A 20,876-nucleotide genomic window follows, 5' to 3' on the forward strand; every position below is an offset into this window, starting at 1 on the left:
CGAAGCCTAACGAGGGCCCCAGCAGGGGGTCAAGCAAAGCACACTATTTAGTATGTTTCTGGCACTAAATAGACACAAGTAACGCCATATGGCATATGGAGCCCTGCAACACTTTACTGGGGCTGCGCCACCACTAAGCGCGCTGCGAGAACGCCGTTTCGTAGAGCAGTACGCTTGCAGCCGTCGCGAGGTTCAACGATTCAGCAGCGCCGTAAATGGGCAGCTTCAGCGTGCGGTCTGCAAGTGCACGGTCCGCCTCGCTCAACCCGTTTGCTTCGTTCCCAAAGACCCACGCAACCGACCCTGCGAGCACTCCCTCGGCCCGCGCTTCGAGCAGTTCTGCGCCGCGCACGTCGGCCGCGAGCGTCACGACCCCAGCTTCCCGTGCCGCCGCGGTTGCCTCTTCAAGAGTCACACAGACCACAACTGGCAGGTGGAACAGTGATCCCGTCGTCGAACGCACAACTTTGGGGTGAAACGGATCAATACTCTCCCCCGCGAACACCACGGCATCGGCTCCCGCGGCATCGGCCGCGCGAAGCACCGTTCCCGCGTTGCCCGGATCCCGAACCTCGTGCAGGATCGCGATGAGCTTTGCGCCATCAAAGGCCTCTGCGAGCGGGGTCTCCCAGGTGCGAGCCACCGCCAACACACCCTGCGGAGTCACGGTCTCGGCCATCGCTGCCAACACCTCGGGGGTAACCCGCTCAAGCTGTACGCCGGCATCTGAAGCGAGTCGATCCACCTCGTGCTGCCAGGGCTCGTTGCCCATGGTCGCGTAAACTACCTCAGCCAGCCTGGGGCGATACGCCAGCAGCTCTCGCACGGCCTGCGGCCCCTCGACCATAAACCGCCCGGACTCGCGGCGCTCCTTCTTCCGAGCGAGCGCGGCCACCCGCTTCACTCGAGGGGACTTGGGGTTACTGAGGATCGAATCGTTCACCCGCTAACCCTATCTGGCAGCGCACAGAACAAACGCAACGAACCCCCGCCTCGCAGATGCGAAACGGGGGTTCGGTGAAAGCAATAACGCTTAGGCAGCAGCCTTCGGAGCAGAGGTATCTGCAGGAAGAGCCTTCTTGGCTACCTCAACGAGTGCGGCGAATGCTGCGGGCTCGTTGGTCGCGAGCTCTGAAAGCATACGACGGTCAACCTCGACCTCAGCAATGCTGAGACCCTGGATGAAGCGGTTGTAGGTGAGGCCGTTTGCACGTGCACCAGCGTTGATGCGCTGGATCCACAGGCGACGGAAGTCACCCTTCTTCTTGCGACGGTCGTTGTACGAGTAAACGAGCGAGTGGATGACCTGCTCTTTTGCCTTACGGTACAGACGTGAACGCTGTCCGCGGTATCCCTCGGCACGCTCGAGGATTACGCGACGCTTCTTGTGGGCATTGACGGCCCGCTTGACTCTTGCCATTTCAGTTCTTCCTTACAAAAAAGTCTTGGTATTGACGGGCCGAATTAGTGACCGAGGAGCTTCATTGCCTGCTTGGCATCGCCCTTGGCGAGAAGCTGATCTGCACCCAGACGACGCTTGCGCCTCGAGGACTTAACCTCAAGGTTGTGGCGCAGTCCAGCGCGCTGCTTCTTCAGCTTGCCGGAACCGGTGAGCTTGAAGCGCTTCTTGGCCCCTGAGTGGGTCTTCTGCTTGGGCATCGATTTCTCCTTGTTGTGTGCGCGCCTTGCGGCTGCGTCGTGCGCGGTGCTGCGTGTGCAGCGGCCGCAGTTATTCGCTCGCTTTGGCGGAATCGGCCGAGTCAGCTGCTGCTTCGTTCGACTTGTCCGCCTTGCGGGTGGCTTTTTCTTCGGCGCGGCGAGCGTTCTGCTCAGCCTTTGCATCCGACTTGTTCTTGAGCGGGGCAATGACCATCACCATGTTGCGACCGTCAATGCGGGGGTTCGACTCGACAATGCCGTACTCGGCAATGTCTTCGGCGAACTGCTGCAGCAGACGAACACCCTGCTCGGGTCGCGACTGCTCGCGTCCGCGGAACAGGATCATGGCTTTCACCTTGTCACCCTGAGCCAGGAAGCCGACGGCACGCTTCGTCTTGGTTTCGTAGTCGTGCTTGTCGATCTTTAGGCGGAAACGAACCTCTTTGAGGATCGTGTTCGCCTGGTTACGACGGGCTTCCTTTGCCTTCTGGGCAGCCTCGTACTTGAACTTGCCGAAGTCCATGATTTTCGCCACGGGCGGCTTCGAGTTCGGGGCAACCTCTACGAGATCAAGATCAGCATCCGCCGCAAGGCGAAGCGCAGTCTCGATAGGCACCACGCCAACCTGCTCGCCGCTGGCTCCCACCAGACGCACTTCGGTGACGCGGATTTTGTCATTCGTACGGGGATCGCTGATCGCCTGCTCCTCTGATCTCAATGTTGGCCGCTCCCTGGGGAGTGGCGGACGGAGATCGGGACCGCACACGTGCAATCCACACCCTTTAGCTGTCGCGTGAACGACGGGGTGACAACTACCCGGTAACCTTAGAGGCGGTGCCGGGTGGGAGAATCTCCACTTCCGCATCTCGCCAAATTGACGAGAACCTCATAAACCTTACCACAAGTGCAACACAAGAGACAGGACAGCATGAGCGACAACACCTCCACCCCCGCTTCCAGCGCAGACAGCGCAGAGGGAATTGACGCTTCACAAGCGACTCGCGATATCGCCGACGTCGCCGCGGTTGAGGTCATCACTACAGCGGCAGTGCATCTGCTCAGCGCGGCGGCGGTAAAGGTAGGTCTGGCCGATGATCCTGAGTCACAAACCGACCTCGACGAGGCTCGTAAGCTCATCACGGCCCTCGCCGGCCTGATCACCGCCGCGGCTCCCGACATCAGTGACATGCACGCGCGCAGCCTGCGAGACGGCCTGCGCTCTGTGCAGCTCGCGTTCCGCGAGGCGTCGCCGATCCCCGACGCCATTGGTCAGGGCCCCGGCGAGAAGTTCACCGGCCCCGTGAACTAGGTTCACCCGACTCACCGCTGATGACAAGCAACTCCCCCGCGCCCGCACAGGCGAGTGGCCCACAGGGGTCGCAGGTTCTGGCGGGCCTGCGCGACTCGCTCGGGGTCGGAATCGGCATCTTTCCGCTCGGGTTCGCCCTGGGAGTGCTTGTCATCCAAGCGGGGTTACCCTGGTGGCTCGCGCCCGCGCTGTCGATCGGGATCTTTGCCGGCTCGGTGGAGCTGTTCATGGTGAGCATGCTCGCCGCGGCAACACCACTGCTCACCATCGCAGTGACCGTGTTCGCGATGAACTTTCGCCACGTGTTCTACGCGCTTTCGTTTCCACTCCAGCGTGTGAAACGCGGCCTGCCAAGGGCCTACTCCGTCTACGCGCTGATTGACGAGGCGTACGCGACCTACGTGTTGATGCCGGCTCAGAAGCTCACCTCGCGACGCATCGTGACCGGGCAACTCGCGATGCAGACCTACTGGGTTTCTGGTGGGATCGTGGGCGTGTTGGTCGCGGGTGCGCTGCCCGAGCCCATCGAGGGTTTCGAGTTTGCGCTTGTTGCGTTGTTTATCGTGATGACACTCGATGCAATCCGTGGTCGTCGAGAGATCCCCTCGGCTGTGCTCGCCGGGCTCTCGGTGGGCATCGCGATCCTGGTCATCCCGGATCAGGCGCTACTTGCAGCTCTGGTGCTCTACGCCGTGCTACTGACGCTGCGATTTGCACTGGGAAGTCGTGCGCGCAAACATGAAAACGCTGGAGAGGATTTCGATGATTGATCCCCTCTATCTCATCACCGCGGTGGTGATCTCCGGACTCATCACGCTGGCGCTGCGTGCGCTGCCGTTTGCGATCCTGAAGCCGCTGCGTAAGTCTCGCTTCGTCAAGGCACTCGGTCGCTGGATGCCCGCCGGAATCCTGCTCATTCTCGCGGTGGTTGTGCTGCGCGGCGAGATCCTGAGCCGCCCCGGAGACCTGTGGGCGATTGCCGCCGCGACAGCGGTCACGGTTCTCGTGCACCTGCTCGCAAAGCGGCGCGCCCTGCTCAGCATCGCGGCCGGCACGGCCTGCTACGTGCTGTTGCTCAACATGTTTTGAACAGCACGCGGCTCAGCCGGTACTGACACGTCAGCCGGTAAAAGCACCTCGGATCCAACCGGCCGATGGCTGAGCACCGGCTGACTTGCACTAGCCCGCAGCGCGGGGCACGATCCTCATGGAGTCAACGCGGTTCGCGATGACCTCGCTCGCGGCAAGGCGCTGCTGCAGAGATTCGAGCAATTCAGAGAAAGCGTCGCCCGCTAAGCCTGGAGCAAGCAGAATGTGCACCTCCAGCTCAGGCGCAAGCAGTCGCCCCTCGGGATCGCCCGGCATGAGCGCGATCGCTTCAATCCGCGGGTCTCCGCCGAGGGCCTCGGTGAATGCGCCTCGCACTTCAGCGTCAGCCCAGGCGGGCAGCGCAGGATCGCCCAGCGCCACTCCCCGGAGCGCCGTGCGGCGAACCCCACACTCCATGTCGGGCGACCCGGGATCGATCACGACAAGATCCGTTTCTTCCTGAGCTGCAGCGAGCACAAGCTGCGGGCCAGGAACCGGGATCGGTCTCGCGTCAGCGTTCCACCGCTGCATTGCCTCGACCGAGCTAAAGGCCGGCATCACGCTGCGCCCGTCGGGGCCCGCCACGGTAACAATGGAGAGCTCTTGTGTCTTTTCGACGGTGCGCCCCTCCGGGGTCACACCGACATCCCCCGCTTCCGTCAGCAGCGGGATCAAGAAGCGCGAGGTCGCGATCGCTCGCAACACGTCAATCTGGCGCTCTGCGAGCACCTCGAGAGCGGCACTCTGGCCGCCGGGGGCCGCGGCCCGGAAATCGGCTGCAGCGACTCGCAGCGCGACAACCGCCACACGCAGCGCCTCCGGAGTGAGCCCGTCGTCGCCAGCAAACGCCGTTTCGTGGTGGTCAAACGTGCGGCCTGCCCACGGGTAGCCACCTGAGTCAACCTCGCCGCCGGGTACCAGGCTGTCAGGGACCCCAGTCGACCGGGGCACATCACCCGTCGAGGGCAGCCGCTTGATCGCCACGGCGTTACCTGCCCGCGATGTCGAGCGCCGCGGGCAGCGTGAAGGCCCCGTCGTACAGCGCCTTTCCCACAATCGCACCCTCAACACCGAGCGGCACGATCTCACGCAGTGCGACAAGGTCGTCCAGGCTCGATACGCCACCCGAGGCAACAACGGGACGGTCGGTGCGGGCACACACCTGCTTCAGCAGCTCAATGTTCGGGCCACGCAGCGTGCCGTCTTTGGTGACGTCGGTGACCACGTAGCGCGGGCAGCCCGCGTCTTCAAGGCGCTCAAGCACGTCCCAGAGGTTGCCACCCTCTTCCGTCCAGCCGCGCGCGGCCAGCGTCTCGCCGCGCACATCAAGCCCAACCGCGATCTGGTCACCGAAGCGAGCAATTGCGGCACGAGTCCACTCGGGGTTCTCAAGTGCGGCAGTGCCGAGGTTTACCCGGCGAGCGCCCATCTCGAGTGCTGCCTCAAGGCTGGCATCGTCTCGGATCCCACCAGAAAACTCAATATTGACGTGGCCAAACTTCTTCACGATCTTGTGCGCGACCGCAACATTGCTGCCCCGCCCAAACGCAGCATCGAGATCGACCAGGTGGATCCACTCGGCGCCCTGCTCAACCCAGTCCGCGGCGGCATCCACCGGGGTGCCATAGTGAGTCTCAGTGCCGGCCTCGCCCTGCGTGAGACGAACGGCGGAGCCGTCGACCATGTCAATGGCGGGAAGCAACTGCAGCTTGGGGCCCTCGGTGAGCTCGCTCATGACTGGGTCTCCTTCGAGATAACGGGTTGAAGTGTCTTCTGGCAAAACAGGGTTCAGGATCGCTACAGTGTCGCGATCCAATTTCGCAGCAGTTGGATTCCGGCTTCCCCAGATTTCTCCGGGTGAAACTGAGTCGCCGAGAGCGGTCCATTTTCGACAGCGGCAACAAAGGGCTCACCGTGTTCGCTCCAGGTCACTCGCGGACGAGTCGCCTCGTTGCGGCCCTCAAGCGTCCAGTCGGTCGCACCGTTGCTGTGTACGAAGTAGAACCGTTCATCGGCAATTCCTGCAAACAGGGCCGAATCTTCGGGTGCACGCACGGTATTCCAGCCCATGTGCGGGAGAACGGGAGATTCGAGTTCGCGCACGGTTCCGGGCCACTGCCCGAGCCCCTCTGTTTCGACGCTGCGCTCGATGCCGCGCTCAAACAGCACCTGCAGGCCAACGCAAATACCGAGAACGGCACGACCGCCTGCGAGCCGTTTATCGATCAGCTCATCACCGCGAACAGCCTGCAGCTGCTGCATCACCGCGTCGAACGCACCAACACCCGGCACCAACAGACCATCGGCGCTCGCGACCGTCGCGGGATCCCGAGACAGCTCTACATCGGCCCCGGCACGCGCCAACGCCTTGACCGCCGAGTGCAGGTTGCCCGACCCATAGTCGAGCACCACGACCCGCGCACGGGATGCGCTCACAGGGCGCCCTTGGTCGAGGGCACACCGGTGACGAGCGGATCGAGCGCCTTGGCCTGACGGAAGGCGCGAGCAAACGCTTTGAACTCCGCCTCGGCGATGTGGTGCGGATCCCGACCCTCAACGAGGCGAAGGTGCACGGTGAGCCGAGCGTTCAGCGTGAGTGCTTCGAAAAAGTGACGCACCATCGAGCCGGTGAAGTGGCCACCAATCAGGTGGTATTCAAAGCCCTCGGGCTCGCCGGAGTGCACCAGATAGGGTCGCCCCGAGATATCAACAACGGCCTGGGCAAGCGCCTCATCCAACGGAACGAATGCGTCGCCGTAACGCGAGATACCGCGCTTGTCTCCCAAAGCTTCAAGGAGAGCCTGTCCGAGCAGGATCCCCGTGTCTTCCACCGTGTGGTGCACATCAATGTGCGTGTCACCCTGGGCACGCACCGTCAGGTCCGTCAGTGAGTGGCGAGCAAACGCGGTCAGCATGTGATCGAAGAAGTGCACGCCAGTCTGAATATCAGACTCCCCCGTGCCATCAAGATCGAGAGTCAGACTGATCTGCGATTCGCTCGTTGAACGCTCAAGCGAGACAGTACGTGTGGCTGCGGTCATGCGCACCATTCTATCCGGCTCTGTGGCTCGTATTTTCCGATGTGTGCGGGGCCGCGGCTGCGCGAACTCTGCGTGCCCGACGCTGAGTGATGGCGACCGCCACCCACACGGCGGCAAGCGCGAGGAAAATAAGGACCGGGATCCAGTCCGGCACGCCAGCCGTTCCACGCATCACCGCGGCTTCGAGTCTTGCCTGGTCCGTCGCTCCAAGCACCCCGGAGACCGAGGAGGTTCCTTGTGTGAGCAGCAGAATCGCCCCAACCGCGATGGTGAGAGCGCCGCCGATAACGTTCGTCCAGGCGTTGCGCCAGCGTCCAATGCGCAGCTCCCTGGGTCGCAAGAGTCGCTTCACCCCCGGCACACGATTCCAAACGAGCGCGAGCAGCAGCAACGGCAGTGTCATGCCCGCCGCAAACACCAGCAGAACGAGTCCACCGAAGAGCGCGTTGCCGCCAAACGCCGCGAACGTCAGTGCAGCACCCAGCATGGGACCAGCACACACACCCGCGAGCCCGTAGACCGTTCCGAGGGCAAACACCGAAGCAATTGAGGCGCTCTCGGCGCCTCGCTGCTGGACGAGGCCCGGAACACGTATCCCGAGCAACAACACCAGCCCAAACAGCATCACCAGAACCGAAGCCACCGTCACCAACGTAAAGCGGTGTTGATTCACCCATGCGCCGAGCGAACCCGCGAGCAGACCCAGCGGAACAAGAGCAGTCGCGAGCCCCAGAAAAAAGACTCCCGTGCGCGCGAGCAGCACCCCAGGGCTGGTGAAAGCGTAGGCGAAGAAGGCGGGCAGCAGCATGACAGAGCAGGGACTGAGCAGCGTTAATACACCGCCCAGAAATGCGCCAAGCAGACTCAGGCTCACTGTGCCTCGGCAGACGCCTGCTTCAAAAACTTACGAAACTCGTCGATCGGCTGAGCGCCCGCGATTGCTTGCCCATTAGAGGCGAACATGGGAACACTCGAAACGCCGTACTGCTGAGCCTTCGCTGTGCTCTCATTGACCGCCTGTTTCAGATCTTCGCGGTCCATGTCCTTGGTGAACTTCGCGATGTCGGGCACACCAGCGGTCTTGGCGAATTCGATGAGCTGCGCCGGCGGCAAGTCAGGGTGACCTGATTCTGGGGCCGCGTCGTACACGGCCTTGACGAACTGGAAGTAACGTCCCTGCTCCCCTGCAGCACGGGCCGCCGCTGCCGCACGCACCGATTCATCTCCGAAGAACGCGACGTCATGCATTTCAATGCGAACCTTGCCGGTGTCAACGAACTCGGTGACGATCTGGTCGAAGGTATCTCGTGAGTAGACAGCGCAGAAGGGGCAGCGGAAGTCGACCCACTCGCTCATCACAACGGGGGCGTCGATATCACCAATCGCCATCGGGTCACCCTCTATGCGCCGCTCAATGCCAACGGTTGCCGCGGAACCTGTGTCATTCTCGACGCTTGCGCTATCGTCGCCGCTTTCGGCGGTATTCGAAGCGCTCTCCGCGGTATCACTGCCTCCCTGCCCCAGTTGCACAAGCCCGAACACGAGCGCGGCCACGGCAACGACACCCAAGACGATGTTCAGGATGCGGGAACGCCGCAGCGACCGCTCAAGTTCGTGACGGGGCAAAGCTTCTGGGGGTAAAGACATACCCACAAGGGTAACTGCTCAGTTGCAAGATCGCACATTATGGGCGACACGTGAAGCCCAAAGGGTGGTTATCTCGCGCCGCCGGGGCCAAGATCAGCAAGGGCATCAATCAGCACGGTGGTCTCAGCCTCGGTGCCAGCGGTCATGCGCAGGTGCCCATCGATGTGCAGATTTCGGATCAAGATACCCCGGGCTCGCAGCGCCTCAAACGTCGCGTCCGGGTTCTCGAATCCACCCACGAGCAAGAAGTTCGCGCCAGAGGGGTGCACCTTGTAACCCATTTCAACAAGGGCAGCCTCAAGACGATCACGTTGCGCACGGATGTCATCCACTGTCGCGAGCATCGTCACAGAGTGGCGAATCGCTGCGGTTGCGGCCGCCTGCGTAAGAGCAGAGAGGTGATACGGCAAGCGCACAAGACGGAGCGCATCAACAACGGCCGGATCAGCGGCCAAATACCCCAAACGCACACCAGCAAACGCAAACGCTTTACTCATGGTGCGAGAGATGAGCAGCCTGGGTCGACCCTGCAGCAGGGAAACAGCGCTCTCCCGCTCAGCATCGAATTCTTGATAGGCCTCATCCACAATGAGGATGCCGTCAAAAGCGTCATAAGCGGCGAGGATCACCTCACGCTCAAGAGGGGTTCCCGTCGGGTTATTCGGCCCGCACAAAATCGCAATGTCTGGGCGGTGCTCTTCAAGCGCGGCAACGACCCCTTCCGGAGTGAGCGCATAGTCAGCCGGACGCGCAACGGGAATCCAGGCCGTGTCCGTGCCGGATGCAAGCAGCGGATACATTGAGTAGGTCGGCGTGAAGCTCAGCAGCGAACGACCAGGGCCACCAAATGCCTGCAAGATTTGCTGCAGCACCTCGTTAGAACCGTTTGCAGCCCAGAGATTGTCGCTCGTCAACCCCGCCCCGAGATAACCCGCCAGCGACTCGCGCAGCTCCAGAAATTCACGATCCGGGTATCGATTGACACCTCGAACAGCCGCTTCGAGCGACTGCACAATGTCTGCGACCACGTCGTCTGGGATCGGATGCGTGTTCTCGTTCACATTCAAGCTCACAGGAACTGGATCTTGCGGGGCCCCGTAGGGCTCCAAGCCAACAAGATTGCTGCGAAGGGGAAGATCACTCAACTTGGTCACCCGACCAGTCTACGGGCTGAGAACGAGCAGCTAGGCTGCGGAATCAGCCTCAAGTTCGTCCGCGGAGATCACATTCTTATTGTCGGAGTAACGCAGGGGCACCGCCAAAGCCTGCCCGGCCTCTACATCAGACCCGTGGAGCTGGTTCAACTGGACGATCTCCGCGATGAGGTCTCGCGGATCAACCTTCGGATCAAGCTCAGAAGCGAGGCTCCAGAGCGACTCACCCGGTTGAGCTACAACGTAATGAAACTGCTGCTTGCTCGAAGCAGAGTCAGAAGCAAAAGCCTGCGGAGAAAGGAGGGTGGCCGCGAACACCAGAAGCCCCGCCAGAACCAGCGCAATGAGCCCGCCCACAACCACGCGCCCCCGGCGAGTCAATCGTAGACGCGCGGTGTCGCGTGCTTCCACAGCGTATGCATCATTCGCGTCGTTCATGCGAGTGCCAGTGTGTCCGGCAACCGTTCGTGCGCTCATGGTATTTTCCTTTCGCTTATGTTCGAAAGGGAACCCTCGGATCGAACATCTGTTTCGAAGATATCTTCGATGTTTCGAAATCGCAAGCTTTTTGTCGAACATATCTTTCGGTGGATTCTCGCGACACTCGAACATATGTTTGCCAGGCTCCAATCAGAGCCGCTAGGGTTTCGAACAACGGCTTCACTCAACACCCGACCACTGACATTCACGGATTCGCCGCAACTTTCGAATCCACGACAGGCCAGTTCGCGTGTTAACCGAGGCCAGGTTCTGTAGACAAAGGAAAGGACGAGCGATGAGCACCGCAGCCACGCCCCGCCCAGCAAAATCCCTCACGGAGAAGCAGCAGGCGATTCTCGAGTTCATTGCTCGCTCCGTCGAGAGTCGCGGCTACCCGCCCAGCATGCGCGAGATTGGCGATGCCGTTGGCCTCTCGTCACTATCAAGCGTGACGCATCAGCTGAGCCGTCTCGAACTTGCGGGCTTCATTCGACGAGACCCCAATCGCCCTAGGGCCCTCGAGATCCTCATTGAGCTCGCTGACACCAGCAGCGCCATCGCTGACGCCCCGCAGATGCAACCCGAAGACACGGCCTATGTGCCGCTCGTTGGCCAGATCGCCGCCGGAGTGCCAATCACCGCAGACCAGCAGGTGGAAGAACTCGTACCCCTACCGAGGCAGCTAGTTGGAGACGGGCAGCTTTTTATGCTCCGGGTTGTGGGCGACTCGATGATTGATGCCGCAATCTGCGACGGTGACTTCGTCGTCATTCGCCAGCAACGCGAAGCCGAGAACGGCGACATTGTCGCCGCCATGCTCGACGGCGAAGCAACAGTAAAAGTATTCCGTCGCCGCGACGGCCACACCTGGCTACTCCCCCGCAATAGCGCCTTCGAGCCAATCCTTGGTGATCACGCGGAGATACTCGGCAAGGTCGTTGCGGTGTTCCGTTCCGTCTAAGAACCTCTGCCACAATGCAGCTTTCCAGGCACCCTGGAGAGCTGCTTTTTTTCTTCGATTTTTATTATTGGACTGAGTCCATTTAAACTCTCACTGTGACCAGTGAAGTGACGACCACATCTCCCCTTAGCGCACCACACATCACCCGAGCCAACATCGATCTCGTGTGCGCTGGTTTTTCTCCGGGCCTCGTCCCATACGAGCGAGGGCTCGAACTCCAAGAGGCCGCGGTCGAAAGGCTTTCAAGCTCGACACCAGACGGCACGCTCATCGTGCTTGAACATGAGGCTGTCTACACGGCGGGCCGCCGATCCCGACCCGAAGAATTCCCCACCGACGGCACCCCCGTAGTGCCCGTGGATCGCGGCGGGAAAGTAACCTGGCACGGCCCGGGGCAGCTTGTGGCATATCCCGTTGTGCGGTTGAGGAATCGGTTTGCGCTCGTGGATTTTGTACGCGTTCTTGAACAGGTCATCGTCGACGTCGCTGGTGACTTTGGTGTCGAGGGTGTCTTGATCGACGGCCGCACGGGGGTGTGGGCTAGGCCCGAGGGTCTCCCCGCTGAGAAGTTTGCGCAGATTGGCATTCGAGTGAGCGAGGGAATCGTCACTCACGGCCTGGCCATAAACTGCAGCAACTCCCTCGCACCGTTCAAGTCGTTTGTGCCCTGCGGCATCACAGACGCCGGCGTCACGACTCTGAGTCGTTTGGCAGGGCGCACAATCGCGCCAAGCGAGGTCGCGCCGAGGCTTACTGCACGCCTCACAGCCGCACTTACGGAGGTCACACAGTGAGCGCAAGAAATCTCGGGTCACCCTTCGCAGAGGGCCGTAAGCTCCTGCGCGTCGAGGTGCGCAATGCTGAAACTCCAATCGAGCGGAAACCGGAGTGGATCAAGACCCGCGCCCGCCTGGGCCCCGAATACCAAAGCCTGCAGGCACTTGTGAAGCGAGAGGCCCTCAACACGGTGTGCCAGGAGGCAGGTTGCCCCAATATCTACGAGTGCTGGGAAGACCGCGAGGCGACCTTTTTGATCGGAGGTTCTATCTGCACAAGGCGGTGCGATTTCTGCCTCATCACTTCGGGGAAGCCACTCGCTCTCGACACGGACGAGCCGCGTCGCGTCGCCGAGTCCGTGCGCGCTATGGGCCTTCGCTACGCCACGATCACCGGAGTCACTCGAGATGATCTACCTGACACGGGTGCCTGGCTGTACGCCGAAACGATCCGTCAGATCCACAAGCTCAACCCGGGTTCGGGTGTTGAGGTTCTCGCCGATGACCTTGGCGGACGCCCGGAGGATCTCGCCCAGGTATTTGAAACAGCACCGCAGGTATTCGCGCACAACCTCGAAACTGTCCCGCGTATCTTTAAGCGCATCCGCCCGGGCTTCCGCTACGACCGGTCTCTCAACGTCATTCGCCAAGCACAAGACGCGGGCATGGTCACCAAGTCAAACCTGATTCTCGGCATGGGCGAGGATCGCCGCGAGATCACCGACACCATGCAAGAACTGCTTGATTCCGGTTGTGACATTCTGACGCTGACGCAGTACCTGCGTCCGTCAAAGCTGCACCACCCCATAGACCGGTGGGTGCGTCCACAGGAGTTCACCGAGCTGCGGCTGGAAGCCGAAGAGATGGGGTTTACTGCGGTGCTCGCGGGCCCCCTCGTGCGTTCCTCCTACCGAGCGGGCCGGCTATGGGCGCAGGCGATGACGGCGAAACAGCGTGAGATCCCCGAGTCGCTTCAGCATCTCGCAGAGTCGCCTGCCGGGTTTGCCGCACAAGCAATGTGACCGGATTGCGCAGCAGCCGACTAGCCCACCGGGCTGGGCGTCAGTAGGTTGAGCTCTCGCAACACAGCGAGCACCTGTTCGTGGCGATTGAACGTGTAGAGGTGAATAGACGGCGCTCCACCCTCCAGCAGTTCCCTCGCCAGCGATACGGCATACTCAACACCGAGTTCTGGGGCGAACCCACCCTCGGCTTCCATTTCGTGTTCAAGCTCGGCCGGTGCTGGTTGACCCGCGAGCGAGGCAACCTTTCGCAGCTGTGCACTCGTCGACACCGGCATCAGCCCCGGGAGCACGGGGATGTGCAGCCCCGCATCACGCGCCTCGGCAACAAAGCTGAGGTAGTCGTCGGCGCGAAAGAACAGCTGCGTGATGGCGAACTGGGCGCCCGCCCCTTGTTTGGCTATGAGCCAGTCGATGTCTTCAGAGCGAGATCTCGACTGGGGGTGTCCGTTCGGGTAAGCGGCCACCACCGTTCTTCCGACGCTCGTGAGGGGCGGCCGTTCGGCCCGCACCTGCGCGATGATCTCTAAAAGTTCAACAGAGCTGGGCGACCCAAGCACACTCGGATCACTCTCACTCGCGCCCCGCGGCGGATCCCCACGCAGCGCGAGAAAGTCGTGCACACCGGCATCCATGATTCCGTGAATGGTCTGGCGAAGCGCCTCTCGCGACTCCCCCACGGTCGTGAGGTGCGCGAGCGGGAGCGCTGTTGTGTTGTTGCGTAGGTACTTCAGCAGGTCGAGCGAGGCGTCGCGATTTGATCCGTTTGCGCCGTACGTCACCGAGATAAAGTCGGGATCGGCGGCAGACAAGTGTTGCACCGCGTGCCCAAGCGCGAGGGCCGCCGCACCGCTGCGCGCGGGAAACACCTCGAACGAAAAGCGCGCGCGCGTCGGCGCGCTCCCAGTGAGTAACGTTGCATTCATCGGGTTGCCCCGTTCACAAGGGCTCCGCCGGGCACTCCAGCTGCGACGCCAGAAAGCTCTTCCGCGGCCAGTTGGGTGCCGCGCACCCTGGCGGCAATTTTTGCGAACGCCACATCACGTGCGAAATCCGGCGATCCGTGTCGCGGCTTCTCATCGATGAGATACGGCGAGAATCCACAGTCGTCAGTCGAGCCAAGCAGCTCTGTCGGAATGAACCGAGCCGCCCGCACGAGATGATCCCGCACCTCTTCCGCCGTTTCAAGCTTCGGGCTCGTCGGATTTGTCACACCGATCAACACTCGCGGCGCAGTGGCCTCGGCAGAGAGAACACGAAGCTGTTTGCCGATGAGTCGCGCAACCCGATCGGGGTCGTGTTCACTCGCCGACTGCACCAAAAAGTACCCAGCCTCGATCTGAAAGAGCTCGGGAATCAGTTCGGCGTAATCGACGTCTGCCGAGTGCGCCGAGTCGTTGTCATTGCCCGGACAGGTGTGCACCCCAACGGCCGACCGCTGCTCTGGTGTCAACTGATCGAGCACACGATTGATGAGGTCAATAAACCCGCCGAGCGCATCGGGCCCCGCCCAGGGCGCTCGCACATCTCGGCGCAGCGCAAGTCGCCCCTCTGTAAAGTCGATGCTCACCCGGGAAGCACCAGCCGAAAAGCATCGCCGTATGTCTTCGGCGCAGCCGCTGACGACGTCGTCAAGAAACTCTGATCGCGTATAGTCGCCGAGCCCGCCAGCAGGCACCATGAGCGACAGCATCGAGGGCGAGATGACAGCCTGCTTGAGCGGCAACGAAGTGAGCTGCCTCGCGACGCGCACGTCGTCGGCGGCCCACGCCCGAAACCCAAAGGGTCCCTCTGTGAGACTCGGGATCACGCGGTGGTGGCCGTCGGCAAAGACCGCGAACACCGGCCCCTCATCAACTTCTTCTGTGCCGAGAGGATAACTCGCAAAGCTCTGCCTGCGTTGTTCTCCATCGCTCAATACGGGAGAGCCGGTCTCTTCCATGCGCTGCAGCGTGTCTCGCACGGCGAAGGCCTGCTCCGCCTCAAGCTCACTCTGAGGCGCTAGCCCGACCTCCGCGTCAAGCACAGCACGCTGCAGTCGCGCGGGTCTCGGTAGGCTACCCACCGGTTCCGTCGGCAGCGTGTGGCTTGGCCAGGAAGCCGGAGCTAGCGATTCAGAGAGCTGAGTCATTTATGCCTCACGCACCGCTTTTGCAGCCTGCACGAGGTTCGTCAAGCTTGCCACGGTCTCCTCGTACCCGCGGGTCTTGAGTCCGCAGTCGGGGTTGATCCAGAGCTGCTTGCCCGGAATTCGCTTGGCGGCGATGCGGATCAGTTCAGACTGCTCGTCAATGCTCGGCACACGCGGTGAGTGGATGTCGTACACACCGGGCCCGATGCCTCGCGAGTACCCGTGGTCGCCCAGGGGCTCCACAACGTCCATGCGGCTGCGTGCAGCCTCGATGCTGGTGACGTCGGCGTCGAGGCCGTCAACGGCATCAATGATTTCGCCGAACTCGGAGTAACAGAGGTGCGTGTGGATCTGCACCTCGGGTGCTGCACCTCCGGTCGCAAGCCTGAAAGATCCAACAGACCAGTCAAGGTAAGACCCCTGGCGATCTGCATCAAGTGGCAGCAGCTCACGCAGCGCGGGCTCGTCTACCTGCACGATGTTGATCCCGGCGTCGACCAGATCATCAATCTCATCGCGGAGCGCGAGGGCGACCTGAGCCGCGGTGTCGCCGAGCGGCTGATCATCGCGCACGAACGACCAGGCAAGAATGGTCACGGGGCCGGTAAGCATGCCCTTCACAGGCTGCTGCGTCAGCGACTGCGCGTACGCCGACCACGCGACGGTCATGGGTGCGGGTCGCGAAACGTCTCCCCACAGGATCGACGGACGCGTCGCACGGGTGCCGTAGGACTGCACCCACCCGTTTTCGGTGACGGCAAACCCGTCGAGCAACTCAGCGAAGTACTGCACCATGTCGTTGCGCTCAGCCTCGCCGTGTACCAGCACGTCGAGCCCAATCTCTTCCTGCAGCTTGATCACTCGTGCGATCTCATCGCGCAGGAAGCCGTCGTATGCGTTCTGGTCGATCTCTCCGCGACCAAACGCGGCGCGTGCCTTACGGATTTCTCCGGTCTGCGGGAAAGAACCAATTGTGGTGGTGGCCAGGTTCGGGATGCTCAGTCCCTCCTGGGCCTCGCGACGAGTGGCCTCATCAGCGCGATTGCGATCCGCATCGGTCACAGCGCCAACCCGACCGCGCACACCATCAACATGAACGCCGGGAGCTGAAGCACGATCTGCCAGGGCGGCCTCGGTTACAGCGAGCTCGGGTTCGATTGCGGCGGCACCTTCGGCGAGTCCACGCGCGAGCACGGCGACCTGCTCAACTTTCTGGTCAGCGAAGGCAAGCCATGATTTCAGGCGTGCATCGAGTTTCGTTTCGTCATTCACGTCGTGAGGCACGTGCTGCAGGTTGTTGGAGGTTCCGACGACCACGCTGATACCCGCGTCTTTGAGCCCAGCAAGCTGCGCGAATGCGGCCCGCAAGTCGGTGCGCCAAATGTTGCGGCCGTCGACAACCCCCGCAACAAACTGCTTCTCACCAAATGCACGCGCGAGTTCACCCGATGCGAGCGCCTGCTGCGGCAGCGATCCACGCACGAGGTCTGCCTGTACGGCCTCCACGGGAAGCGCAGCGAGACGGGTAAGCCCCGCAGACGAGTCACCGTAGGGTGCGGTCAGCAGAATCTGTGGGCGCGAGTCCGCACCACCGAGCGCTGCGTAGGCCTTCTCAACCAGCGCGAGTGCCTCTTCGCGCGACACCGAGAGTGAGTCAGAGACGAGCGCTGGCTCGTCAAGCTGCACCCAGCCTGCCCCGGCTGCGGCGAGCGCGCCCAGCAACTCGACATAGACCGCTACAACCTCGTCGAGGCGGTCAATGGGGCTAAACCCCTCACCCGCGTCGTCTGAAGCTTTTGCGAGCAAAAGATACGTCACAGGGCCGACGAGCACGGGGCGCGATTCGATCCCCTGTGCTGCTGCCTCTGCGACCTGGGCCACGAGAGCCGCCGGGTTTGCCGCAAAGGGCGTGCGCTCGTCAATCTCAGGGACGCTGTAGTGGTAGTTCGTGTCGAACCACTTCGTCATCTCGAGCGGCTGGTGATCCTTATCGCCCCGCGCAAGCGCAAAGTACGTAACCAGGTCGCTGCCCTGCACGTCGCTGAAGCGGCTCGGGATCGCGCCCAGCGCTAGTGTCGCGTCAAGCACCTGATCGTAGAAGCTAAAGCTCTCGGGCACAGCCCCACCCTCGGCGGGAAGCCCGAGCTCGACCAGGCGGGCCCGAGTCGCAGCGCGCAGCTCACGCGCGGTCGCGGTCAGTTCGGCCTCGGACGAGTTTCCTTTCCAGAAGGACTCGATAGCTCGCTTCAGCTCGCGTCGTCGTCCCAAACGGGGGTAACCGAGAATCGTGGCGGTGGGCAATGGCGTCTTCGCAGTCATTCGAATCCTTGCGTATCGGGGCTAACGGTTTCGCCACGCGCTCTCTGCCTGGCTCCCCCAAGCTATCCGTCACCTCAGACATTCGACCCGAATGTTTCACTGTATGAATTACGAATTATTACAGAGGGCACACAGGCTTCATCTCGCAAGCGCTCAAATTCAAGGATTTTTCCGTTGCGACATAGAATCAACTTGTCTGCAAGGGGGAGAACTAGCCGTTCCGACAGGAAGTACAAACTCATGACAACCAGCGTGCAGCCCAGTGGTAAGACTCATGAGGTCGAGATCAACGACGTGTTTTTCTCCACCACCGACATTCGAGGTGTCATCGAGCACGCCAACGAGATGTTCGTCGAGTATTCCCACTACTCCCGCGAAAGCCTCGTCGGCTCTCCGCACAACATCGTGCGCCACCCCGACATGCCCAGCGGGGTCTTCCACACGATGTGGTCGGAACTGCAGTCAGGGCGACCCTTCGCCGGTCACGTCACGAATCTCGCGGCAGACGGCAGCAGCTATAAGGTCTACGCGACAGTTACTCCGCTCGGCAATGGCGGTTATCTCTCCGTTCGTATCCGCCCAACCGACAGCTCACGGGCCCTGCAGCTTGACGGGGTCTACCGTGAACTCCTGGGCTACGAGAACGAGCTAGCGGGAAGCGGGCTCTCCCGCAGGGGCATTGCTGAGCAGGGCGCTATCAAACTCGGCGAGATTCTCGCCGATGCGGGCTTCGACTCCATTGCTGCTCTGCAGCGCCAGGTGCTTCCACAAGAGGTCACAAAATTTGAGCGTCGCTCAGAGGGGTTTCCTCACCGCCCCAAGGCGACCGGCAGTCTCGCCGACATGCTTGCCGCGGTCGAACAGGTCAACACCACCCTCGGTGCATGGTCAATGCAGCAGCATCATCTCGCAACACTTTCAGCATCGCTGAGGGAGGTTGGCGAGCAGTTGCAGCACGAACTCGAACACACCTCACAGACAACAGCACAGATCAGTGATCTCGCGGCCTCGGGTATCGATGTCGGCGACATTCTGACCCCGCTCGGCGTGTGGTCTCAGATGCAGGCGATTATTGAGGGCTACGTCGTTGACCTCATCGGGGCGCTGCAACTGCTCGACGAGAACAGCGCCGAGACTCGCTTCCGAGTTGCACTCGCAAAGCTGCACACACGAATGATGGCCTCGTTCGCAGCTGAGCTGATTGACGGCGGTGGTGCGCGACAGGGCGATCAGGCCGCAGCCATCTCTCTCCTCGCGCAAACCCTCAAGCTCGGCCTGAAAGAAACGAGCGAGTTCACCGCAACCCACAGGGCACTCATGGTGAAAACCGTTGAGTCGATCGCCAAGTCAACCTCGGTGCTCAAAATTCCGCGTGATCTACTCCTCGATTGGGAGCGCAACGCGTCCGCCACTTCCCTGCCACCGGCGATGCAGCCGCTCGCAAGCGACGTCACCGGTTCCATCACCAAAGTCGGCAAGATCCTGGCCGACCTCAATCGTGTCGTCGATCTCTGCAGCAAAATTGACACGGGCGACGATCCTGCAGACATGCTGCAGTTGGTTGCCCAGATCGAGCAGGCCGTTGCTCCGTTTGAGGCGTCAGCGGCTACCGTCTAGATGACGTAATCGCCGAGCTTCGCAAGCATCTCCGCCGTCACAAAGGCGTGCACGCGTGTGCCCTCTTCGATGTAGTCGGTGGCAAGCACACGATTGCGCTCGTGCAACTCAGCGACAAGCTCACCGCGATCGTAGGGCACGACAACAGTAACCTCCCGATCAGGAACGGGAAGTGTCGCGTCAATACGCTGCTTCAGCTCTTCAATCCCGTCGCCCGTTCGGGCCGAGACAAACACGGCGTCGGGGGCGAGCCCGTGCAGCACCAACCGCTGCGAGTCATCGAGCAGGTCGGCCTTGTTGAACACCACCAACTCGGGGATCGCTTGCCCGTCAACCTCGGCGATCACGTCGCGCACGGTTCGCAGCTGGGCGGCAGGATCCGGGTGTGAACCATCAACAACGTGCAGGATCACGTCGGCGTCTGCAACCTCTTCGAAGGTCGAGCGGAACGCCTCAACAAGTTGGTGCGGCAGATTGCGCACAAACCCAACGGTGTCGACGTAGGTAAAGCTGCGGCCATCATCGGTTTCGGCGTGACGAACGGCGGTGTCGAGCGTCGCAAAGAGCTGGTTCTGCACGAGTTCTTGCGTGCCAGTCAGCCGGTTCAGCAGACTCGATTTTCCTGCGTTGGTGTAGCCGGCAATCGCGACCGAGGGCACCTCGCCCCGCTTGCGATTCGCACGTTTCGCCTCGCGCGCGGGCGCAAATCCTTGAATCTGCTTGCGCAGCTTTGACATGCGGGTGTGAATCTTACGGCGATCCAACTCCATCTTCGTCTCACCGGGACCGCGCGACCCCATGCCCGCTCCCCCGGAGCCGACCTGGCCGCCAGCCTGCCGCGACATCGAGTCACCCCAACCGCGCAGACGCGGCAGCAGATACTCAAGCTGAGCGAGTTCAACCTGCGCCTTGCCCTCACGGCTCTTCGCGTGCTGGCTGAAAATATCGAGGATCACGGCTGTGCGATCAATCACCTTCACGTTTACAACGTCCTCGAGCGCACGCCGCTGGCTCGGCGCCAACTCCGTATCGGCGATCACGGTATCGGCACCAACGGCCGCCACCAGCTCAGCCAGCTCTCGAGCCTTACCCTTGCCGAGATAGGTCGCAGGATCGGGGTTCGCTCGGCGCTGCAGGAGTCCGTCGAGCACCCGAGCACCGGCCGTCTCGGCCAGCGCTGCAAGCTCGCGCAGCGAGTTCTCGGCGTCTTCCGTGGATTTCTGAGAGTAGATGCCGATCAGCACCACGTTCTCAAGCCGCAGCTGACGGTACTCAACCTCGGTGACGTCTTCGAGTTCGGTGGACAGTCCACCAACACGATTCAGTGAGGCACGATCCTCGCGATCCATGCGAATCGCGTCGAGATCCCTACCCAAAAAGTCGTGAGACTCGTCGCCCAGCGCTTGCGCACCACTCGTGAGGTCCCGAATAACCGTGGCGGATCCAGCATGTTCCGCGCGCGCAAGGACCCTATCGAGCGGATCTGAGCTTGCTGCGTGATCTTCGTCGTGGGCTGAGTCTTCTGAGAATTGCTTCGTCATCTGACCTCACAGTCTACGCGCACGAACCCTTCGCCGGGCTGGGATACTAGAACGGTGAATCAGCACTACTTTTCAGAGGCCCCCCTTGGCGAACTTAAGCCGCGTGAAATCGACGTGCTGCTCGCGGGTG

At 61.7% G+C, this 20,876-nt stretch carries 23 protein-coding genes; 7 read left to right on the forward strand and 16 right to left on the reverse strand.

What is annotated here, in order from left to right; all coding sequences use genetic code 11:
- Positions 1 to 133: 133 nt before the first annotated feature.
- The 4 genes from G7068_RS03635 to infC form a co-directional block, all read right to left on the reverse strand.
- Entirely contained in the window at positions 134 to 943 is an 810-nt protein-coding gene (locus tag G7068_RS03635) for a TrmH family RNA methyltransferase (protein ID WP_205881339.1), read from the reverse strand.
- A 90-nt stretch (positions 944 to 1,033) separates the two neighbouring features.
- Positions 1,034 to 1,420: a 50S ribosomal protein L20 gene (gene rplT, locus G7068_RS03640; protein ID WP_166289069.1), complete on the reverse strand. Its 387-nt coding sequence runs from the start codon at positions 1,418 to 1,420 to the stop codon at positions 1,034 to 1,036.
- A gap of 44 nt (positions 1,421 to 1,464) precedes the next feature.
- Positions 1,465 to 1,659 (reverse strand): 50S ribosomal protein L35, encoded by a 195-nt coding sequence (rpmI, locus tag G7068_RS03645; RefSeq protein ID WP_166289072.1) that lies wholly within the window; start codon positions 1,657 to 1,659, stop codon positions 1,465 to 1,467.
- 70 nt (positions 1,660 to 1,729) lie between these two features.
- Positions 1,730 to 2,377: a translation initiation factor IF-3 gene (gene infC / locus G7068_RS03650; protein ID WP_244304652.1), complete on the reverse strand. Its 648-nt coding sequence runs from the start codon at positions 2,375 to 2,377 to the stop codon at positions 1,730 to 1,732.
- A gap of 210 nt (positions 2,378 to 2,587) precedes the next feature.
- Between infC and G7068_RS03655 the strand changes: the two genes are divergently transcribed.
- Genes G7068_RS03655 through G7068_RS03665 form a run of 3 tightly spaced genes read left to right on the forward strand, consistent with a single transcriptional unit; the run spans position 2,588 to position 4,057 of the window.
- Positions 2,588 to 2,968: a DUF1844 domain-containing protein gene (locus G7068_RS03655; RefSeq protein WP_166289078.1), complete on the forward strand. Its 381-nt coding sequence runs from the start codon at positions 2,588 to 2,590 to the stop codon at positions 2,966 to 2,968.
- Positions 2,969 to 2,988: 20 nt separating this feature from the next.
- Positions 2,989 to 3,738, forward strand: a complete 750-nt coding sequence (locus tag G7068_RS03660; RefSeq protein WP_166289081.1) for an AzlC family ABC transporter permease — start codon at positions 2,989 to 2,991, stop codon at positions 3,736 to 3,738.
- A complete protein-coding gene (locus G7068_RS03665; RefSeq protein ID WP_166289084.1) occupies positions 3,731 to 4,057 on the forward strand; it encodes a branched-chain amino acid transporter permease in 327 nt (108 codons plus the stop codon). Before G7068_RS03660 ends, G7068_RS03665 begins: the two co-directional genes overlap by 8 nt.
- Positions 4,058 to 4,147: 90 nt before the next feature.
- Here G7068_RS03665 and G7068_RS03670 read toward each other — a convergent pair whose 3' ends face one another.
- The 8 genes from G7068_RS03670 to G7068_RS03705 form a co-directional block, all read right to left on the reverse strand.
- A complete protein-coding gene (locus G7068_RS03670) occupies positions 4,148 to 5,041 on the reverse strand; it encodes an SseB family protein (RefSeq protein WP_166289087.1) in 894 nt (297 codons plus the stop codon).
- Between the two features lie 4 nt (positions 5,042 to 5,045).
- Positions 5,046 to 5,792, reverse strand: coding sequence for a bifunctional 1-(5-phosphoribosyl)-5-((5-phosphoribosylamino)methylideneamino)imidazole-4-carboxamide isomerase/phosphoribosylanthranilate isomerase PriA (gene priA, locus G7068_RS03675; RefSeq protein WP_166289090.1), 747 nt, complete (start codon positions 5,790 to 5,792; stop codon positions 5,046 to 5,048).
- 62 nt (positions 5,793 to 5,854) lie between these two features.
- Positions 5,855 to 6,493 carry an imidazole glycerol phosphate synthase subunit HisH gene (hisH, locus tag G7068_RS03680; RefSeq protein ID WP_166289093.1) on the reverse strand — a complete coding sequence of 213 codons (639 nt, stop codon included), beginning with the start codon at positions 6,491 to 6,493 and terminating at the stop codon, positions 5,855 to 5,857.
- The gene (gene hisB / locus G7068_RS03685) at positions 6,490 to 7,098 is read right to left on the reverse strand and encodes an imidazoleglycerol-phosphate dehydratase HisB (RefSeq protein WP_166289096.1); all 609 of its coding nucleotides are present in this window, start codon (positions 7,096 to 7,098) and stop codon (positions 6,490 to 6,492) included. The genes hisH and hisB overlap by 4 nt, the downstream gene beginning before the upstream one ends.
- Before the next feature lie 10 nt (positions 7,099 to 7,108).
- Positions 7,109 to 7,972, reverse strand: coding sequence for a cytochrome c biogenesis CcdA family protein (locus tag G7068_RS03690; RefSeq protein WP_166289099.1), 864 nt, complete (start codon positions 7,970 to 7,972; stop codon positions 7,109 to 7,111).
- On the reverse strand, positions 7,969 to 8,745 hold the full coding sequence (locus G7068_RS03695) for a DsbA family protein (RefSeq protein ID WP_244304654.1): 777 nt from the start codon (positions 8,743 to 8,745) through the stop codon (positions 7,969 to 7,971). The genes G7068_RS03690 and G7068_RS03695 overlap by 4 nt, the downstream gene beginning before the upstream one ends.
- Before the next feature lie 68 nt (positions 8,746 to 8,813).
- Positions 8,814 to 9,899 carry a histidinol-phosphate transaminase gene (locus tag G7068_RS03700; protein ID WP_166289102.1) on the reverse strand — a complete coding sequence of 362 codons (1,086 nt, stop codon included), beginning with the start codon at positions 9,897 to 9,899 and terminating at the stop codon, positions 8,814 to 8,816.
- A gap of 30 nt (positions 9,900 to 9,929) precedes the next feature.
- Positions 9,930 to 10,376: a LysM peptidoglycan-binding domain-containing protein gene (locus G7068_RS03705; RefSeq protein WP_244304656.1), complete on the reverse strand. Its 447-nt coding sequence runs from the start codon at positions 10,374 to 10,376 to the stop codon at positions 9,930 to 9,932.
- A gap of 298 nt (positions 10,377 to 10,674) precedes the next feature.
- On the opposite strand from G7068_RS03705, the gene lexA reads away from it, so the two are divergent.
- The 3 genes from lexA (at position 10,675) to lipA (ending at position 13,138) form a co-directional block, all read left to right on the forward strand.
- Positions 10,675 to 11,340 (forward strand): transcriptional repressor LexA, encoded by a 666-nt coding sequence (lexA, locus tag G7068_RS03710; RefSeq protein WP_166289105.1) that lies wholly within the window; start codon positions 10,675 to 10,677, stop codon positions 11,338 to 11,340.
- A gap of 95 nt (positions 11,341 to 11,435) precedes the next feature.
- A complete protein-coding gene (gene lipB, locus G7068_RS03715) occupies positions 11,436 to 12,134 on the forward strand; it encodes a lipoyl(octanoyl) transferase LipB (RefSeq protein WP_244304658.1) in 699 nt (232 codons plus the stop codon).
- On the forward strand, positions 12,131 to 13,138 hold the full coding sequence (gene lipA / locus G7068_RS03720) for a lipoyl synthase (protein WP_166289108.1): 1,008 nt from the start codon (positions 12,131 to 12,133) through the stop codon (positions 13,136 to 13,138). The genes lipB and lipA overlap by 4 nt, the downstream gene beginning before the upstream one ends.
- Positions 13,139 to 13,158: 20 nt before the next feature.
- On the opposite strand, the gene G7068_RS03725 is transcribed toward lipA, so the two are convergent.
- The 3 genes from G7068_RS03725 to metE are packed head-to-tail and all read right to left on the reverse strand — an operon-like array spanning position 13,159 to position 17,588.
- Positions 13,159 to 14,064 (reverse strand): methylenetetrahydrofolate reductase, encoded by a 906-nt coding sequence (locus G7068_RS03725; RefSeq protein ID WP_166289111.1) that lies wholly within the window; start codon positions 14,062 to 14,064, stop codon positions 13,159 to 13,161.
- On the reverse strand, positions 14,061 to 15,269 hold the full coding sequence (locus tag G7068_RS03730; RefSeq protein ID WP_166289114.1) for a uroporphyrinogen decarboxylase/cobalamine-independent methonine synthase family protein: 1,209 nt from the start codon (positions 15,267 to 15,269) through the stop codon (positions 14,061 to 14,063). The genes G7068_RS03725 and G7068_RS03730 overlap by 4 nt, the downstream gene beginning before the upstream one ends.
- On the reverse strand, positions 15,270 to 17,588 hold the full coding sequence (metE, locus tag G7068_RS03735) for a 5-methyltetrahydropteroyltriglutamate--homocysteine S-methyltransferase (protein ID WP_166289117.1): 2,319 nt from the start codon (positions 17,586 to 17,588) through the stop codon (positions 15,270 to 15,272).
- A 240-nt stretch (positions 17,589 to 17,828) separates the two neighbouring features.
- Here metE and G7068_RS03740 point away from each other — a divergent pair, with 240 nt between their 5' ends.
- Positions 17,829 to 19,205 (forward strand): PAS domain-containing protein, encoded by a 1,377-nt coding sequence (locus G7068_RS03740; RefSeq protein ID WP_166289120.1) that lies wholly within the window; start codon positions 17,829 to 17,831, stop codon positions 19,203 to 19,205.
- Here the strand turns inward: G7068_RS03740 and hflX are convergent.
- Positions 19,202 to 20,746 carry a GTPase HflX gene (gene hflX / locus G7068_RS03745; RefSeq protein WP_166289123.1) on the reverse strand — a complete coding sequence of 515 codons (1,545 nt, stop codon included), beginning with the start codon at positions 20,744 to 20,746 and terminating at the stop codon, positions 19,202 to 19,204. The two genes, G7068_RS03740 and hflX, sit on opposite strands and share 4 nt — an antisense overlap.
- Positions 20,747 to 20,876 lie beyond the last annotated feature (130 nt).

The organism is Leucobacter viscericola, assembly GCF_011299575.1.
Classification (GTDB): Bacteria; Actinomycetota; Actinomycetes; order Actinomycetales; family Microbacteriaceae; genus Leucobacter; species Leucobacter viscericola.

Bases quoted from the DNA above. Each gene is read 5' to 3' on its own strand.
- metE (WP_166289117.1), bottom strand. From the start codon at position 17,588: ATGACTGCGAAGACGCCATTGCCCACCGCCACGATTCTCGGTTACCCC.
- rpmI (WP_166289072.1), bottom strand. From the start codon at position 1,659: ATGCCCAAGCAGAAGACCCACTCAGGGGCCAAGAAGCGCTTCAAGCTC.
- lexA (WP_166289105.1), top strand. From the start codon at position 10,675: ATGAGCACCGCAGCCACGCCCCGCCCAGCAAAATCCCTCACGGAGAAG.
- G7068_RS03705 (WP_244304656.1), bottom strand. From the start codon at position 10,376: ATGAGCGCACGAACGGTTGCCGGACACACTGGCACTCGCATGAACGAC.
- hflX (WP_166289123.1), bottom strand. From the start codon at position 20,746: ATGACGAAGCAATTCTCAGAAGACTCAGCCCACGACGAAGATCACGCA.
- G7068_RS03695 (WP_244304654.1), bottom strand. From the start codon at position 8,745: ATGTCTTTACCCCCAGAAGCTTTGCCCCGTCACGAACTTGAGCGGTCG.
- G7068_RS03740 (WP_166289120.1), top strand. From the start codon at position 17,829: ATGACAACCAGCGTGCAGCCCAGTGGTAAGACTCATGAGGTCGAGATC.
- priA (WP_166289090.1), bottom strand. From the start codon at position 5,792: ATGAGCGAGCTCACCGAGGGCCCCAAGCTGCAGTTGCTTCCCGCCATT.
- rplT (WP_166289069.1), bottom strand. From the start codon at position 1,420: ATGGCAAGAGTCAAGCGGGCCGTCAATGCCCACAAGAAGCGTCGCGTA.
- G7068_RS03655 (WP_166289078.1), top strand. From the start codon at position 2,588: ATGAGCGACAACACCTCCACCCCCGCTTCCAGCGCAGACAGCGCAGAG.
- G7068_RS03730 (WP_166289114.1), bottom strand. From the start codon at position 15,269: ATGACTCAGCTCTCTGAATCGCTAGCTCCGGCTTCCTGGCCAAGCCAC.
- hisB (WP_166289096.1), bottom strand. From the start codon at position 7,098: ATGACCGCAGCCACACGTACTGTCTCGCTTGAGCGTTCAACGAGCGAA.
- G7068_RS03725 (WP_166289111.1), bottom strand. From the start codon at position 14,064: ATGAATGCAACGTTACTCACTGGGAGCGCGCCGACGCGCGCGCGCTTT.
- G7068_RS03665 (WP_166289084.1), top strand. From the start codon at position 3,731: ATGATTGATCCCCTCTATCTCATCACCGCGGTGGTGATCTCCGGACTC.
- G7068_RS03660 (WP_166289081.1), top strand. From the start codon at position 2,989: ATGACAAGCAACTCCCCCGCGCCCGCACAGGCGAGTGGCCCACAGGGG.